Raw genomic sequence first — 15,657 nt, 5'->3', positions numbered from 1 at the left:
GGATATCAATCTAACAAACGTTTCATTTTTCGGTGGCAACGATCATAGGCGTTCTTAATAGAAGTCACTTCGCAATTCAACTCTTCAGCAATTGTTTGGAAAGAGGAACCGTTGATGAAATGAATGAACACAGCTTGTTCGAAATCAGACAAAATCTCAAAGTAACCCGAGGCACTTTCTTTCACCATAACGATTTCTTCAGGAGAGAAGTGCATGGAAACGACACCCTCAAAGGAATATTCCGTATGGTTGCTGTATTGATTTTCCAGGATTGCATCCAACGACACAGCGCCTTTATCAATCTTTCGCTTAACGGCGCTTTCTTTCCTGATCAAGCTAAAAATGTGGTGCTTCAGGGTTAATTTGTAGAAACTCGCAAACTGCAAGCCTTTCTCGGGAACATAAGACTGAATTGCCTTATGCAGCACCATGCGGGCCTCTTGCCAAAAATCCTCTTGTTCCAAAGAACGTAGGTAATAAGCTTTGTTGAACTTTTTAACTAGTGGTAAAAACCTATAGAAGAGTTCTTCAAAGTACATAGGGTGCCCTTGTTGGATCAGCGCCACCAACTGTTCAGGGCTGTGTTCCGATAGTTCCATTTCTTCATTCATTATTTAATCCCCCAAGATTTTATTGGCAATATATCATATATCTCTGGATATATGATATATTACCTAACACCTATTATACTGATAAAGAAAGCGCTGTCAAACATTAGTTTGATTTTTTATTCACTAAACTTTTCCTGGATCTAAATTCTGGATACAATAGTAGACGCTCATCGTGATAAGCCTTATTTACCAGCTTTAAGAGGCAATTGGGATTAAATAACGCCCCTAGGTTTTCACTCAAATAACTATTATAGTAGCGGGATTGACTGAAAACTCTCTTGGTTAGTTACCCAAATATACTAATCCTCTTCGAAGGCTTCTATCCCCTCAGCAGCTCCGCCATCATTTTCGTCCCTTCCCCAACGTGCTTCCAACAGTGATAGCGCCTTTCAACAGATTCACGACACGCAGGACGAGAGCCATACCGAAGCCGGTTTCGGTATTCTGGATGTAGAATTTCTTCTGTTCTATGATGATTTTGTATTTTAATTATGGAGTTATCCGATAACTCCATAATTATTTCTCTGGTTATGCAAAAACCTTGTCATTAGACTCCAATCGCTACGCAAAAAGGACTGCCTTAAACCATTTTCGGTTTAGGTCAGTCCTTCTTATGTTTGATTTTCCGTTCTGAGTTATCCCTTGACAACCCGTTCCTGGATCACATATACATTCGTGCTGTATCTGCCGTTTACCGACGCATCTTTTCTGATCGTCAGATACCCTCTTTCAACCAATTGTTTCTTGTGCTTCTGGAATCGATCCCTTCCCATATATTTCATTTTCCGTCTTATTCATCATTCACCCTACTTCCCATTTATGTGCTTAGACCTTACCGATGACACCGTAAAGGTGAATCGCTATCTGAGTCTCTACTTATAAAGACGGAGAGCGGGTTGAATGTATAACCACTCTCAGGGTAAGAAATATAATAACAATTAAAATACTTGCTATGGTCCTGACTCCACGGTTTAGAATAGGTTTATCATCACGATCAAGAATGAATGCTACTCTTGATTTCTGATTAAACTTATTAATGATAGGGGAGAATGATTTTGACAACATACGATGTTCAACGCATTTCCGCACAAATTTGGGATGCAAAGCTAGCAAATGATATGACCGCAGTTGCAGGATTCATTGCTGACAACGCACGCTTTGTTCATATGGGCATCACTTTTGATAAGGCAGGGGAACTCGAAGTATTTAATGACAAAATCTTTATTTTCAAAGCGGTTGATATTGCAGAGGAATACGTTGAGGACTACGGCAGCACCGCCATTATTTTCAAAAAACTGATCTTAACGGCAGTAATCGGGGGAAATGAAGTACAAAATCCTTTTATCCTCTCGGAAGTCTTCACAAAGACTGCTGGAGGCTGGAAATTAGCCGCCGAGACCTTCACCCGGATAGCAACTGATTTCGATACCTACAAAATGTGAGGAACTCGGATAGGCTTACGATGCTGTTCGTTACTGCGAAAGTGTTAAACTATGTGGAGGAGATGCGCAAAAGACCAATTTTTACTTTCAAGAATACATTTACAATATGCTTCCGTTTTTTTTGAAAAATAGCGGCGCTTTTACTAAATAAGGAGGAAACAATGAGATATACAACTTTAAATAATAATGAGATTATTCCAAGCCTTGGGATCGGAACGTATCGGATCAGTCCAACAGATGCAGAATATTCCGTGGAACATGCCTTGAGAAACGGGTATCAATTGATTGATACGGCAAATATTTACATGAATGAAAAAGCTGTTGGTCGTGCTATCAAAAAATCAGGCATCAATCGAAGTGAAATTTTCCTGACCTCCAAAATCTGGCCGACAGAATATAAATATGAAAAAGCCGAGCAAGCAATTGAGGATACCCTGAACCGTTTAGGTGTCGATTACCTTGATCTCATGCTTTTACATCAACCAGTAGGCGATTATCTAGGCGCTTGGAAAGCTATGGAAGAGGCTGTAAAAACTGGAAAGATTAAGGCTATTGGTCTTTCTAACTTTACCGGACCTGAATTGGATAAGGTGCTGGCTGAAGGAACCATCAAACCTGCTGTTGTGCAGGTGGAATGCCACCCTTATTTCCAACAAAAAGATTTAAAAGCACAACTTGCTAAGGATAATATTGCGCTTGAAGCTTGGTATCCACTTGGTTCAGCTGACAAACACTTGCTTGCCGAACCAAGCTTTACAGAATTGGCAAGTAAATACAATAAATCCGTTGTACAGATCATCTTGCATTGGCATGTTCAAACAGGAAATATTGTCATTCCAGGTTCGAAAAATCCAGCTCACATAGACAGTAATCTGGATATTTTTGATTTTGAACTGACAGCAGCTGAATTGGAGCAAATCTCCCAACTCGACAAAGGCAAACGCTTCTTCAATCTGCCGAAATGGATGCACCGTCTGTTTTTACTGGCACGCATGAACTACGATAAGCAAGCGTAAGCGGATGCGCCAGATGGGACGCTAAGCACAAAGATGTATAAGCATTACAATTGCAAAAATAGGAATCAAAAAAGACACGCGTCCGTGTCTTTTTTGATTTCTGTTTCACTATAAGCAATGCATGTTTTTCTGCCGGAATATTCAAACGCCCAACATCTCAATCGGAATCACATCAACCCCATCTGATTCTCTCGTATATGCATAAGGCCCTGTGTTCAGCAATACTTTGGTTACTTGGAACTCATCTTTTACATCCCTACTGGCCTTCATCAAAGTAATATGTAATGTTCTTATCTGTTTTCCCATTGATTTTATTAAGGCTTGACTTAAAGTTAAGGTTAACATGTATAATACATTGAGGTTCGGATTCTGTGTGAAGAAAGTTGGCATTACAAAATCGTACATGCCTAATCATGTAACCGCTAACGAAAAGAGTGTAGATAATAAATGCGCATCCGAAAAATTCAGATACCCCTTTAATCAACGTAAAAAATCACTCTTATAAAGGAGAATGATATGAAAAAAATAAATCTTACTTTGCTGGTCTTCAGCGTGATGAGCTTTGTGCTTGCCATGACCGCTTTTGTGTTCAGCGGCATTTTGGACAAGGTCGCCCTTTCGTTGGGCATTACGGTGGCCGAGTCCGGTCTGTTGAACACGATGTATTCCTATGGGGCTGCATTCGGGGTGCCCATAACCTTGATTTTGTTCAGGAAGATAGAACGAAGCAAGATGCTGAAGTTGATGCTGTTGATAACGATTTTGATGACATTCGCGCTCATCTATGCCCAAAACTTTTTGCAGCTGCTCATCGTCCGGTTCCTGATGGGGATTTCCGCCAATAGCTATGGCGTGTTGGCCATTTCGACGGTCTTGGCGCTTTCCCCCAAAGATAGGCAAGGACGTTCCTTGGCTTTCTATATCATGGGGAGTTCCTTGGCGCTTGTCATCGGCATTCCGCTGACGCGGGTCTTGTCCGCCGTTCTGGACTGGCGCAGCATTTTTTGGATACTGAACGGCATGATGCTGTTGTCGCTTGCTTATTTTCTGAAGTATTTGCCGAAAGCAGATCACGAGGCCACCAAGCTAGATCTGAAAAAAGAGCTGCAGTTCTTTAAGGATGGGAAAACGTCGCTGCTGCTTGCCTATACGTTGATCATGTTCATGGGGTACAACGCATTCTACACCTATGCGACCCCGTACTTGTTGCTGCTTTTCCCTTCCATCGAACCGCTGATGAGCCTGGTACTGGTTGCGCTTGGCCTCGCCAGTTTTACGGGCAATCTGATCGGTGGCCACGTATCGGATGCCATCGGATACGCCAAATCAATGATGCTCGGGGCGGTGCTCCAAACGGCAGCAATGCTGCTGATCCTTGTTTTCCAACCATCGAAATGGTTAAGTGTGCTCTTCATCATCGTGTGGCTGATGAGCGCCTGGTTCACCGGTCTGCAGCTCAACACCGGCATCGCCCAAGTGACCGATAACAAATCCAGCTTCATGCTCAGCATCAATGGTTCCTTGATCCAATTGGGCGGTGCGTTCGGCGCTAGCCTGGCTGCCGTCGTCATCAACCTCAGCGGCATCCACAGCATCGTCTTCGTCGCCCTCCTGACCAGCTTGGCGATTGTCCTGATCCAACTAGTTTCGATGAAGAAATATTCCTGAGTCTTGTCTGAAAATATCGCAAGGACAAGCAAAAGGCAGGAACTCCCCGCAACCAGGTGAGTTCCTGCCTTTTATCTTACCTTTTTATCCTGAAAGATCCCTTAAGCAAACGGTCGCTGTCAGCTTTTAGTAATTTTTATCAATTTATTATTGATCTCTTTAACCGCTTCTTCAGAGAAATAATTTTTCATCTTGTTTGCAACCCATAGCAATGTAACAGGCGCGCCAGGCACAGATCGTTCTGCAATGTCTGGTGCTGATTCTTTGACGACATTCCATGCTTCCTCATTTTCCATTAAAATACCTAATGTGTCCAAGACCGAATAAGCATTGCTCGGGAAAAGGTCAACTTCGCCGCGTTCTTGTGTAAACCAGTTTTTGACATTTATCTCAGGATTCGGATCTACAAAAATGTAAGACTGATCTGGAGCGTCAACCTTCCTGAAGATTGCACTGTCTTCGTAACTGTCGGAATATGCCCTAACCTTGTTCTCTCCTGGCTGTAAAAGTACATTTTCAAATGAAAATACGGTCTCACCCGCAACGGTTCCAATAGCTATTCCATTGATTATTAAAGAAACTTGTTTCAGATTCGAATATATCTTGATGTCAATCCTATCTTTGGCTCTATTAACAAAACGTTTTTCGCAAATATGAATAAAGGGTTCCTGAGACCAGTTGGCTTTATAATAGTAAAAGGCATCTTTCTTAGTATTACGATCAAAGCTGACTAACCCCTTACAGTTCTTCCCTTTCGTGCCGCCTTCGTTTCTGACGCTACTTCCAAAATCAAACAGGTTCCAAACGAAACTTCCCCACATATAGGGCTTTGCCTTGATGATGGGATAGGTTTGTTCATGATAGACTGCTTGAAACTCTTCACTGTAGTCCTTCACTTTTGGAGTATCAGAGTGGAAAGCCAGATTAGAATCGGCCCCGTATTCAGAAATACCCAACGAAATTTGCGGATTTTCTGTGTGGAAATTTTCAATCCAATCATTCAAGTCTTGCATGCTGTCATAATACCAACCAAAATATAAATTATACCCCACCATGTCAGTAATAAAGTTTAATGGACTGTTGTTTTTGACTTCATTCATGTTTGCACTGGCCGTTAAGGAAGTGGGCAGTAATTCCCGCACACGGTCATTCAAAGTATTTACTGCTTGGTACATCGCAATGGATTCTCCGTCCATGGCAATTTCATTTTGAATGCCCCAAAAACAAATCGAAGGATGGTGACAGTTTTGTAGGATCAGCTCGGTTAATTGGTCGGCCGCATTCTCCAATACGCCTTCCCTTTCAGGCAGAGACATCATCGGTATCTCAGCCCAAACAACATATCCTTCTTTATCGCACAAATCATAAACGAATTGACTATGCTGATAATGAGAAAGCCGGATTGCATTTCCGCCAATCTCCCTTATGATCTCAAAATCTTTTTCGATGTGTTCTTTCTTAACGGCATTCCCAACATCTTCAAAATCTTGATGTTTGGCAACGCCATTTATCCGCAAGTGGTTATCATTCAAAAAGAAGCCTCGGTCAGGGGTTAAGCTGCACCTTCTGAAGCCGAATGTTTTCTTGATTTGATCGACAGCCGTTCCATTCTTCTGCAAGGTTGCTTCTAAGGTATATAAATATGGACTTTCTTGCCCGTCCCAAAGAATGGGTTCAGCCAGCTCAATGGCAACATTTTTTTGGTCTGACGGTATCGTTTCCGAATAAATGATACGATCTCCTTCATCCAGTATCTTTATGTTTACTACAGCACCTGATGCGCAGATTGTATGTACTTCTAAATTGACGACACCTGATTTGTCCTCTTTGACTTCACTCCTGATGATGATTCCATCTGTTCCCCAAAAATCTAAAGAGAAATGATCTTTACCCACGCAAACCAGATTTACAGGTCTGTACAGGCCCCCGTATATTGTAAAGTCTCCATTAAGAGGGGACACATCCTTCGTTTGACTATTATCCACAAACACAGTCACTACATTTTCCTTATCCCAATCATACAATTCCGTAATATCAAATCGAAAGGCCGAATACCCCCCGCGATGTTCTCCTACAAACAGGTCATTCAAATAGACTTTGCATACACTATTTGCACCTAAAAATTCTAAATACAGATTATCGTCTCTATGATTTTCTGAGAGAGTGATTGTTCTCTGATAGGAACACTCTTCTCTGTTATTATTTACCTCATTGTTCCATGTATGAGGTAAATTTATCCGCTCTTCCGATGTAGATTTGGGTGTTATTTTTTCTAAGCTGAAATCTCTTTTTTTAAATATCCAGCCCTCATTTAATGAATAAGTGTTCCGCATTGGTAAACCTCCAACCTTTTTAATTTATAACTCAAATACGCTTCATTTATACATACTTATAGGCCTTTGCATACTACAAAATGAGTAATGCTCAGGCCTATGATTGGTATTATGCTAAAAAATTAAGTCTTCTGTCCAATTTCTTTCTTCTTGGATAGGTTCGATAGAAAAATCTCAATCTGACCAGCCTTACTGGTTATGATCCAGAATGTCATCATAAATATTCCGAAGAATATGTTATTCCAGCCACCGCTATCATAACCCATTGCACCCAAACCATAATTCATCAACTGGATAGTTAATGCTCCAATGGTAAGTCCAACAATCTCCAGGGTAAGTTTCCCCAGGAACATCCCTATGTAGACAGAAGCTATGTAACTGAACAAAATCCCTGTAGAGGATAAATTGGATAATGTTTCTACTTTATTTTGAGATACAAAGATAGTTGCCGCGAGTCCAAATAAAATACCAGAAAAAACATAGGCTGTAATAACATTTTTTCTCTCGTTGATTCCAATGTTTACCGAGACATGCTGACCATGTCTCAATAGTTTTGCTCTATACCCAAAAGGCGTAAGCGATAGAATAATTTGGTACAAAATCATGGCGAACACCATAATATATATTGTGTAGGGTTCTCTCCCAAAAATATTCAAGCCCACATTCGCCATAATATTTACACCATTGCCTCCTGCAAGAACAAGAGTCAATGCTTCATAAACTAACGCTAACATGATGGTACAAATGATAATTGGCAATTTTGAGGTGACATAGACTGTGGCAGTAATCATACTGATCATTACTGAAAAAACAACACATAGTGTCAGCAGCATCATCGGTCCACCATTAAACTGTTGCGTATAATAGACGCCTAGAATTCCAGCCAACACCATAGTAGCCCCACCCGAAAAATCAAATCTACCATGACGCAATTGCATTGCTAACCCGCAGCCCATCGTGACAGCCATCCCCAAATTCCTGAAAATAGCTTTCCACATGGCCGCTTGCCCATAATAGTCTATCCCATTCGATTTCGTGATAGTGTACATAACCACGAACATCAGAATGGGCAAGCATATTGTTATCAATATATTCCTGACCATTGTTTTACTGTTCATAAATTTCACCCCAGCATTTCCTTGTGACTAATAGTCTTACTATTCTCATTTGGCCATCAAGTCTTCCATGGACATATTCATAAGTACTTCTTTGAACTCCTCATAACTTGCATCCGGATTATTTGTAGTAAGATATTGCGTGAAATCTTCTGGGGAAATGAAAGCTTGGTCTATATCTGCGGTGAAGTAGAAACATTTTTCCTCCAGAGCTGTTAACTCTTCATCGTTGGTTACAAAAACCAATGAAGTATCGATACGCTCTGCTTCTTCAGGTTGATCAGCAAATGTTTTCTCTGCCACAGCATTAAGGATCATAGCAACAGGAAGAGCTACAGCTTCGACATTCGATAACGTCATCATTCTCATTTCTCCATTTTCAAATGCGTCTAAATCATCCTTTTTAAATCCCGTGGTATACAAATCAACATCTGTCTTATCCGCGCTTACCATCGTAGGATGCACAAAACCACTCGCTAAACTGAAAATAGAGTCTAGTTCAGGATAATTATTAAAATATGTATCTTCCAATGTACTAAAACTTAACTCCTGAGTCTCATAGATTTCAATAGGTTCGGTCGCAGTGTCATTATGGCTTGCAATTGTTTTCGTAAACGCTTGGATTGCCGCATTTTTTTGTGGGAAGTATAGTAATGGGAATGTTACGATGCCTACGTTCGTATTACCATCTTTGATTACTAACTCGGCAGCTTTTTCTCCAATTGAGGAAGTATCGTACAGACCATCATTCACATTTCCCAAATAATAGTCACTTGACTTTAACTCATCAAAACTGCTATCCATGTCTGTGATGAATGCAGATAGAAATACACCTGCAGCCTCACACTCCTGCAAAATTGCCGGTGTTCCGCTGTCTATCGCCAAAACAATCCCGTCCACTCCAGATGCAATCAAATTCTGCACGGCTGTTATGTTAGTCTGCTCATCGTAGCTGCTTCCTACGACATACTCATATGAGAAACCTACTTCCTCTGACAGAGCGTCCATATACACGGTCAATGCATCAAGCGTCTCTCCGCTCTGCATATGACCGAGTACGCCAATCTTTACATCCGCATAATCAAATGACGCTTCCTCAGCTGTACTGTTGCCTGCCGCAGTCGAGTCAGACCCTTGTTGTTCACCTGCTCCACCACATGCTGCCAAGCCTAATAACACTGTTGCACTTATAAGTAGTTTTATCATTTTTTTCATCCTGATCATCTCCTGATATATTTTTTATGAAACATTCCAAAAATTGAATAGAGGCAGCTTATCTAGGTAACACGACTCCTTTCTTGCGGCTGGTTATGATCACGATGACAGCAAAAATCAATGCCTTTACCAGCGGAACATTACTTGCAGCAACACCTGATAGAGTAAGCCCATTTGTCAAAAGAATATAGGAAAATGAACCGATCAGAGCAGCACTAACTTTACTCTTCATTCCTCCTGACAAAGGCATTCCGCCGAGGATCAATGCAACCATAACATCCATATGATATCCTGCACCCGTGACACGGGAAGAGCTTCCCGACCGTGCTAAAATGAACAGGCTAGCTATCGCTACGCAAGATCCCATGATGAGATATGCGTATATTTTGTTTCTGAATACATTCACACCACTTTGCTTGGCAAATTCCAAGTTTGCACCAATACTACTCGTATATTTTCCTAGACGCGTGTAATTAAATAAGTAATACACGACAGAGAACATGATTGCCAATGCTCCGATTTGAACATACATGTTTTTCCAGAATGAAAAATCAAAGCTGGTTCTGATTGTATTGGTTTGTAGAGTTATAATCGTTTGAACGCCTGTTCCGATAAACATCAGGAACAAACTAGTGATGACAGAAGGGAGACCTAACCAAGAACTCACCGCCCCATTTATTAATCCAAAAGACAGCGCTAAGAGTAAGGCGGCCATAAACGCTAGGAAAAGATTTCCTGTGGCATTTAAAACAATCGCTTGAATCAGTGTGCAGAGACCGATTGTGGCTCCAATCGAGATGTCTAAATTTCCCATTGAGTATACAAATACCCCTCCCAAACAAACAATAGCCAAAGCGACCGTTTGTTGCACCACAATGCTGACGTTATAAGCTCCAAATAGGTTCCCATTGGAAGTAAAGCTAAAAACGATTAGGATCAATACTAAGCCTAAGTAAGGAACAATACTTAGCCAATCCCATTTTTTGATTTTTTTCATCAGACCAAGAAAATCCGCCGATTCGATATGATTTTCTCCACTCGATTTATTTGCTGGTTTTTCCATAATTATCTCCTTTCGTAATTCCCAAAAGACGCCATTAAATGATGTATTCAATGATGTCTGTCTGTTTCAGATCCTTGTCCCGTGTAATGTTGGCGCTGACTTCATTGTCTTTCATAATAATTATCTGATCGCACATTCCGATCAGTTCCGGCAATTCTTCACTGATCATCAATATCGCCTTGTTATCCGCTTTCATTTGGCTGATCAATTGATACATAAATTGTTTAACGCCAATATCTACTCCGCGAGTCGGGCAATCCATGATGAAGATGTCGCTGTCTTTTGCCATCCATTTTGCGAAGGAAACCTTTTGCTTGTTGCCGCCAGATAACGTTGACACGTATTGGTTCTCGTTGTTGCATTTTATGCTGAAAGCATCAATTTGGTGCTGGGCCACTTTTGTGGATGCTTTTTTTGATAAATACATCATCTTTCCGGACAGCCCTCGAATGCTTGGCATAATGATGTTGTCTCGAATTGAGCCTTCTCCAATCAGTGCTTCCCGATCGCGATTTTTTGAGATGTAGCCCATGTTGTTGTCGATCGCGGACATAATGCCCTCGATGGGGTTTCCTTTACATTCGATTGAGCCTTCTTTCAGTCGTTCCAATCCAAAAGCCGCTCTCCCTACATCCCGCATGCCGCTACCTGATAATCCGCCCAGGCCTAAGATTTGCCCCTTATGCAATTTCAGATTAAAGTTTTTTATTTCATTAAAGGATGCATTCTTAAATTCCAATACAACTTCACCGGAGTGGGATGGATCGTAATCTTCTCTGTAGTAAGCTTCTCCAATCTCACGTCCTACCATCATGTAACGGATCTTTTTGGGATCCATTTCTTCTTTTTTCAGCGTCCCTATTATGTTTCCATCCCTTAATACTGTCAAGATATTGCAAACTTCAATGATTTCATCCATGTCGTGACTGATGAATATGACCGCTTTTCCTTCAGCCGCCATTTTGTTGATGAGCTTGTAGATCAATGCTCTCCCGATATGGCTTAAGGCTGTAGTTGTTTCATCAACAACTAACAGCTGTGTTTCATCCGTTACTGCACGGCAGATTTCAATCAGTTTTCGGTCTTCAAAACTGTATCTGTTTATGTTGTCACCGCCCTTGATGTGTTCGACCCCAAATTTTTGCAGGAGTTCATCGGCTGCTTGAACCATTTTCTTTTTGGATACCATACCCATTTTAGTGAATTCCGCTTCTTTTCCAGCAAAGAGATTCTCTGCTACGGTTACATCACTGATCGTATTTGCTTCCTGAAGGATCATGCTCATGCCTTGCTCCCGTGCATGGATCATGCTTTCCGGATGCCATGCTTTCCCCAGGTAAATCATTTCCCCGCTATCGCAATCCTGCAATCCGGATGCAATACTGGTCACGGTACTCTTACCGCTTCCGTTTTCGCCGACCAGACCATGGATTTGGCCTCTTTTTATAGTCAGATTTACATCTTTTAAGGCAATCGTAGGCCCAAAGCTTTTAAACATATTTTTTACTTCAAGCAATGTTTTTCCTTGTTTAGACATTTCTGCAACGTCCTTTCTGTATCAATATCTGGTGTCCCAGCTGTTGCACCACACGGTTTCATTAAATTTGCCCTTAAATTCCGACTGACCCGTTATCTTCTCGACTGTGGCTCGAATGCATGCTCTGGTTGGTCCATAAGCATTTATGAATGTTTTCATCATGGGTAAATCATATAGATGATTTGTATAGCTTAAGGAAACACAAACCGTAGGAACTTCGTTGATCCACCAAGGTAATTCATTAGAATGTGGCGCTGAATATTTCACCCGTACATTATTTTCTTGGGCATAGCCTTTCATATGGACAAACACAAAGACGACATCGTATTGCTTTTTGAAAGATTCGACTGTGGGCATAGTCATAATTTTAAATTTATTGAATGGTGAGCGTTCTCTTTGCTCAAGATCATAAAACGAATCATTTACGTCAACCTGAAATCCAGCTTTTTCCAGTTCTTCAATCACGATTTTCTTGGCTTTGTCTGTCCCGTCAGCATAAGAAACGGGGGCACTTTCAAGAAAATACAGCATGGCTCTTTTTTTCTCACGTACATCGATCGGCAGCAAGCCTTGTGTATCCTTGACAAGCGTAATGCTTTCATCCGCAATTTCTTTTGCCACCGCTAAGTGCTCTGCACTGCCGATTTGCGTCAATTTCGTCGTCGCCTCTTCCAGAGACTCCGCTTTCATTTTGTGCAATCCTAGCTTTGCCTTCATCCCTAGGATATGTTCAAGGGCTTCCTGTAATCTCTCTTCAGAAATGATGCCTTTTTCATATCCATCCAGCATGTATTGGAAATCCTCTTCTTCATCGTGCATGAACAAAAACATGTCGCATCCCGCTGCAATCGCATATGGAAGCTGTTCATTTCTTGGTTTAGCACTCAACAAGCCGCCCATATGAGAAGCGTCGGTTACTACAAGCCCTTGGAAACCTAATTGTTTTCTCAATAAATCAGTTGTGATTTCAGGCGCTAATGTAGCTGGCATAATCTCTTCATCCAGGATGCCTGGACGTAACTTTCTGCTGTATGCAGGAAGTGCAATGTGGCCTATCATAATTGTTTCAAGTCCATCTTCTATAAGTGACTGATACACCTTGCCAAAACTGGCATCCCATTCTTCACATGTCAGATCATTGATCCCCATTACCAGGTGTTGATCTCTTTCTTCAACGCCATCTCCCGGGAAATGTTTCGCGCTTGCCAGTATATTGCTGTTTTTTAAGCCTTTGATATTTGCTTTGGCCAATTCCAAAACTTGGTCCGCTTCATTCCCAAAAGATCTGGTATTCACGATCGTGTTGCGCCAATTAAAGAGGATATCCACGATTGGCGAAAAGGTCCAATTGCAACCCAAGGCTGTGGCCTCTATGCCACCGATATTTCCCATTTGATACGAAGCTTCCAGAGTAGCAGTCGCTCCACATTGCGCTTGTGTTGCCACTTGCGTGCCGTTTTGACAGAGACTGCTGCCGCCATCCTCGCAATTCGCTGCAATAAACATAGGCGTTTTACTGTACTTCTGGAACGCTCGATTTTGATGTAAGATTTTAAGAGGATCCCTTTCAGTATAGCGAGCTCCCCCTATATGGTATTTCTCCACCAAGTTTCTGATGTATTCTTCATTACTGCTTTTACCTAGAACAATAAAAAGTTGTCCAATTTTCTCTTCAATCGACATCTTGTTTATTGTGTCTTCTACCCACTCAATGTCTTTATCCGCTAACCTATACGGCATTCCCTTAAGATTGGTTATCATTTATCTAATCACCTATTATTCATTTATTTCCCATACTATAGCATGTTATTTTCTATACAATTAGAATAAAACGGTTTCAATTAGAACGTTTTTAAGGTGATTTTCTTTTTTTGTTTATTTATCCCCTATTCTGGAGTAAACTACTGTTACAGTTTGATTTTAAGGAGAAATAAAATGAATTCATCAACGATCGATTTTATTACAAAGCTTCTCTCGGATACCCTGCATTTAAATTTTCATTATTTCATAGCTCCATACCCTAATATATCTGCTTTTGACCAATCTCTCCGAGAAAGTCTCGAAGATTCTGAAACATTGTACAGACAAGTGCAGGACTTTCTGTTGACTATGGAAAAAAATACTTTTTATTTTGTAACGGATAATTATTCAATTAGCTATATTTTTTTCTTTCCGTTTGCGGATAAACAGGACATCGTTGCCATAGGTCCTTATTTCAACAATCCGATTAATGATGATTATTGGCATGAAATCACTGAAAACAATCACCTGACTGCAGCAGATATCCAAAATATAAAAGGATTCCTGTTCGGGATTCCTCAGATAGACAATAACTTACATCTTATTTCAATCATTTCAAATATCGTCTCCTATATTAATAAAGAGGACATCACTCCGTTCTCTATCAACTATCATGATTTTTCCCCTTCCAGTAAAGATCATTATATTTATACTCCTAAAGATAATTTTGAAGCTTATTTCGATGCTGTATTCGATCGCTATAAGATAGAGAAAGAGCTTCTCAGCCATATCCGTAACGGGGATTGGGAAAAAGCATTAGTGGAAGCAGAGCGATTCATGAGTTCGCCTATTGAACCTCGCCTAAAAAACACACTCAGAGATCAAAAATCCCACTTGACTTCAGCAAATACCTTATTTCGTAAGGCTGTCGAAGGAAATGAAATACATCCTGTATACTTACATGAAATATCCAGCAAGTTTGTCCATATGATTGAACTTACCACCTCAGAAAGTGCATTACATAAATTATATGAACAAATGATCCGGGAATATTGCTTGCTTGTTCAAAATAAATCCAGAAATACTTACTCTCTATCCGTTAGGAAAATATTGGATTATATTGAATTCAATCTGAATTTACCATTGACGCTGAAAAGTATTTCAGAGAAATTCAACTTATCAGCTCCCTACATTTCCAGCCAGTTCAAAAAAGAAGTAGGAACTACTGTGATTCGATACATTAACCAATTACGCATCAATGAAGCCATAAAATTACTTGACTCCAGTTCTATGAGTATTCAAGATATCGCCGCATATGTAGGTATCCCTGACTATAATTACTTCACGAAGGTATTCAAAAAAGAGAGAGGCATAACGCCTAGCGACTATCGGAAGGACATTGCCAAGTAGCCTGTTTTCGAGCGGATGGCGAATTTCCCGCTCAAAAAGCCTACGATAAGCGCAAAGAAGAGGCCGCCTCGAAAATGAGACGACCTCTTCTTTTTGCTCTTATGAAAGTTGTTATTTGTGTTCCAGTGTCATTTTATTTGAATTTAACAGCGGTCCCATATGCGATTACTTCAGCTGCGCCTTGCATGATTGCAGAGGAAGCATACCGAATGTTTACAACTGCATCCGCCTCTAATGCAGTCGCTTCGTCAACCATCCGCTTTGTTGCTATAGCCCTGGCCTCATTCATCATTTCGTTATAGACTTTGAGCTCTCCGCCAATTAGCGTTTTAAGTCCTTGTGAAATATCGCGCCCTAAGTTTTTGGACTGAATCGTACTCCCCTTAACTAGTCCTAACATTTCAAATTCTTTTCCGCTTATATAATCAGTATTTACTAAGATCATCGTCATCATCCTCCTTGATTTCATTAACTCTTTCGATTAACAGGTACACCATTAGCACAATT

General features: G+C 40.8%; 13 protein-coding genes. 4 read left to right on the top strand and 9 right to left on the bottom strand.

Annotated elements, in window-relative coordinates:
* Positions 1-5: 5 nt before the first annotated feature.
* Together BLV66_RS13055 and BLV66_RS15630 are read right to left on the bottom strand one after the other, a co-directional pair.
* The gene (locus BLV66_RS13055) at positions 6-611 is read right to left on the bottom strand and encodes a sigma-70 family RNA polymerase sigma factor (protein WP_086986639.1); all 606 of its coding nucleotides are present in this window, start codon (positions 609-611) and stop codon (positions 6-8) included.
* 635 nt (positions 612-1,246) lie between these two features.
* Entirely contained in the window at positions 1,247-1,393 is a 147-nt protein-coding gene (locus tag BLV66_RS15630; RefSeq protein WP_176974277.1) for a hypothetical protein, read from the bottom strand.
* Positions 1,394-1,666: 273 nt separating this feature from the next.
* Here BLV66_RS15630 and BLV66_RS13050 point away from each other — a divergent pair, with 273 nt between their 5' ends.
* The 3 genes from BLV66_RS13050 (at position 1,667) to BLV66_RS13035 (ending at position 4,737) form a co-directional block, all read left to right on the top strand.
* A complete protein-coding gene (locus BLV66_RS13050) occupies positions 1,667-2,053 on the top strand; it encodes a nuclear transport factor 2 family protein (RefSeq protein ID WP_176974276.1) in 387 nt (128 codons plus the stop codon).
* A gap of 161 nt (positions 2,054-2,214) precedes the next feature.
* Positions 2,215-3,069: an aldo/keto reductase gene (locus tag BLV66_RS13045; protein WP_086986637.1), complete on the top strand. Its 855-nt coding sequence runs from the start codon at positions 2,215-2,217 to the stop codon at positions 3,067-3,069.
* A gap of 516 nt (positions 3,070-3,585) precedes the next feature.
* A complete protein-coding gene (locus tag BLV66_RS13035) occupies positions 3,586-4,737 on the top strand; it encodes an MFS transporter (protein WP_086986635.1) in 1,152 nt (383 codons plus the stop codon).
* Positions 4,738-4,856: 119 nt separating this feature from the next.
* Here the strand turns inward: BLV66_RS13035 and BLV66_RS13030 are convergent, their stop codons facing one another.
* The 6 genes from BLV66_RS13030 to BLV66_RS13005 all read right to left on the bottom strand — a co-directional run bounded on the left by BLV66_RS13030 (position 4,857) and on the right by BLV66_RS13005 (position 13,761).
* Positions 4,857-7,070 carry a glycoside hydrolase family 2 protein gene (locus BLV66_RS13030; RefSeq protein ID WP_086986634.1) on the bottom strand — a complete coding sequence of 738 codons (2,214 nt, stop codon included), beginning with the start codon at positions 7,068-7,070 and terminating at the stop codon, positions 4,857-4,859.
* Positions 7,071-7,192: 122 nt separating this feature from the next.
* Positions 7,193-8,188 (bottom strand): ABC transporter permease, encoded by a 996-nt coding sequence (locus tag BLV66_RS13025; protein ID WP_086986633.1) that lies wholly within the window; start codon positions 8,186-8,188, stop codon positions 7,193-7,195.
* A 45-nt stretch (positions 8,189-8,233) separates the two neighbouring features.
* Entirely contained in the window at positions 8,234-9,400 is a 1,167-nt protein-coding gene (locus BLV66_RS13020; RefSeq protein WP_176974275.1) for a sugar ABC transporter substrate-binding protein, read from the bottom strand.
* 58 nt (positions 9,401-9,458) lie between these two features.
* A complete protein-coding gene (locus BLV66_RS13015; RefSeq protein ID WP_086986631.1) occupies positions 9,459-10,463 on the bottom strand; it encodes an ABC transporter permease in 1,005 nt (334 codons plus the stop codon).
* A gap of 34 nt (positions 10,464-10,497) precedes the next feature.
* Complete coding sequence (locus tag BLV66_RS13010) at positions 10,498-12,000, bottom strand: sugar ABC transporter ATP-binding protein (RefSeq protein ID WP_086986630.1); 1,503 nt, start codon at positions 11,998-12,000, stop codon at positions 10,498-10,500.
* Positions 12,001-12,021: 21 nt separating this feature from the next.
* Entirely contained in the window at positions 12,022-13,761 is a 1,740-nt protein-coding gene (locus tag BLV66_RS13005; protein ID WP_176974274.1) for a glycoside hydrolase family 3 protein, read from the bottom strand.
* Positions 13,762-13,935: 174 nt separating this feature from the next.
* Here BLV66_RS13005 and BLV66_RS13000 point away from each other — a divergent pair, with 174 nt between their 5' ends.
* On the top strand, positions 13,936-15,150 hold the full coding sequence (locus tag BLV66_RS13000; protein ID WP_086986629.1) for an AraC family transcriptional regulator: 1,215 nt from the start codon (positions 13,936-13,938) through the stop codon (positions 15,148-15,150).
* 133 nt (positions 15,151-15,283) lie between these two features.
* On the opposite strand, the gene BLV66_RS12995 is transcribed toward BLV66_RS13000, so the two are convergent.
* Positions 15,284-15,595, bottom strand: coding sequence for a YbjQ family protein (locus tag BLV66_RS12995; RefSeq protein ID WP_086986628.1), 312 nt, complete (start codon positions 15,593-15,595; stop codon positions 15,284-15,286).
* Between the last annotated feature and the right edge of the window lie 62 nt (positions 15,596-15,657).

The sequence above is a fragment of the Trichococcus collinsii genome (genome assembly GCF_900107505.1).
In the GTDB taxonomy this organism is placed as follows: Bacteria; Bacillota; Bacilli; order Lactobacillales; family Aerococcaceae; genus Trichococcus; species Trichococcus collinsii.
Note: the sequence above shows the minus strand (reverse complement) of the source record. Positions and strands in the feature narration are given on the sequence as shown.

Coding starts and splice junctions, on each gene's coding strand:
- BLV66_RS13055 (WP_086986639.1), bottom strand. CDS start 611: ATGAATGAAGAAATGGAACTATCGGAACACAGCCCTGAACAGTTGGTG.
- BLV66_RS15630 (WP_176974277.1), bottom strand. CDS start 1,393: ATGAAATATATGGGAAGGGATCGATTCCAGAAGCACAAGAAACAATTG.
- BLV66_RS13045 (WP_086986637.1), top strand. CDS start 2,215: ATGAGATATACAACTTTAAATAATAATGAGATTATTCCAAGCCTTGGG.
- BLV66_RS13035 (WP_086986635.1), top strand. CDS start 3,586: ATGAAAAAAATAAATCTTACTTTGCTGGTCTTCAGCGTGATGAGCTTT.
- BLV66_RS13030 (WP_086986634.1), bottom strand. CDS start 7,070: ATGCGGAACACTTATTCATTAAATGAGGGCTGGATATTTAAAAAAAGA.
- BLV66_RS13025 (WP_086986633.1), bottom strand. CDS start 8,188: ATGAACAGTAAAACAATGGTCAGGAATATATTGATAACAATATGCTTG.
- BLV66_RS13020 (WP_176974275.1), bottom strand. CDS start 9,400: ATGAAAAAAATGATAAAACTACTTATAAGTGCAACAGTGTTATTAGGC.
- BLV66_RS13015 (WP_086986631.1), bottom strand. CDS start 10,463: ATGGAAAAACCAGCAAATAAATCGAGTGGAGAAAATCATATCGAATCG.
- BLV66_RS13010 (WP_086986630.1), bottom strand. CDS start 12,000: ATGTCTAAACAAGGAAAAACATTGCTTGAAGTAAAAAATATGTTTAAA.
- BLV66_RS13005 (WP_176974274.1), bottom strand. CDS start 13,761: ATGATAACCAATCTTAAGGGAATGCCGTATAGGTTAGCGGATAAAGAC.
- BLV66_RS13000 (WP_086986629.1), top strand. CDS start 13,936: ATGAATTCATCAACGATCGATTTTATTACAAAGCTTCTCTCGGATACC.
- BLV66_RS12995 (WP_086986628.1), bottom strand. CDS start 15,595: ATGATCTTAGTAAATACTGATTATATAAGCGGAAAAGAATTTGAAATG.